The organism is Photobacterium sanguinicancri (assembly GCF_002265265.1).
Classification (GTDB): domain Bacteria; phylum Pseudomonadota; class Gammaproteobacteria; order Enterobacterales; family Vibrionaceae; genus Photobacterium; species Photobacterium sanguinicancri.
In genome coordinates this window covers 1-528 of record NZ_NOIF01000435.1, presented here as the reverse complement: position 1 = coordinate 528, position 528 = coordinate 1, and the positions used below count along the sequence as shown (strand labels likewise).

The 528-nt window shown below is 67.4% G+C and carries 1 protein-coding gene; it reads left to right on the top strand.

The window, feature by feature from the left end:
* Positions 1 to 528: hypothetical protein (locus ASV53_RS24475; RefSeq protein WP_205049243.1), on the top strand; the 528-nt coding region annotated here is incomplete at both ends.

Genomic DNA, 528 nt, shown 5'->3' with positions numbered 1-528 from the left:
GCGCAAGGAAGTGGTCGAGAACACCGGCATCGCCGCCCTGCGCGATGCGGTCCGGCTCGCGATCTACCGCGCGATCGAGGCCGCGGGGACGCTCCGGCTGTCGGCGCATGACTGGCGCGAGGCGCGCTCGCTCGGTATCGCACTACCCGAAGCCGAGCCCTATCTGTTCGCATGGACCGCCTATGCGGCCGACAGCTCACGCAACTACGAGAGCGGCGCACGCGTGACCGACACCGGCATGGTGCTGATGCCCGACTTCGATGCGCTGATCGGCCAACCCGCGCAGGCGGCGATCGCGAAGCATAATCCGTTCGGTGGTCCGCTGGTCGAGGCCCAGGACGCGTTCAAGGGCTATGGCTGGTACGATATCCTCGCCCGTGTCGAGGATATGCGGTTCCGCGTCACCCAGGGCGACCGCACCTTCATCGTCTCCGACAGCCGCGAAGCGCCCGCCGAGGCGGAAAACGGTTGGGTCGAGGCTATCACGCTCGAGGCGACGATGAGCCACGCCGGCGCATTCATCGAGGT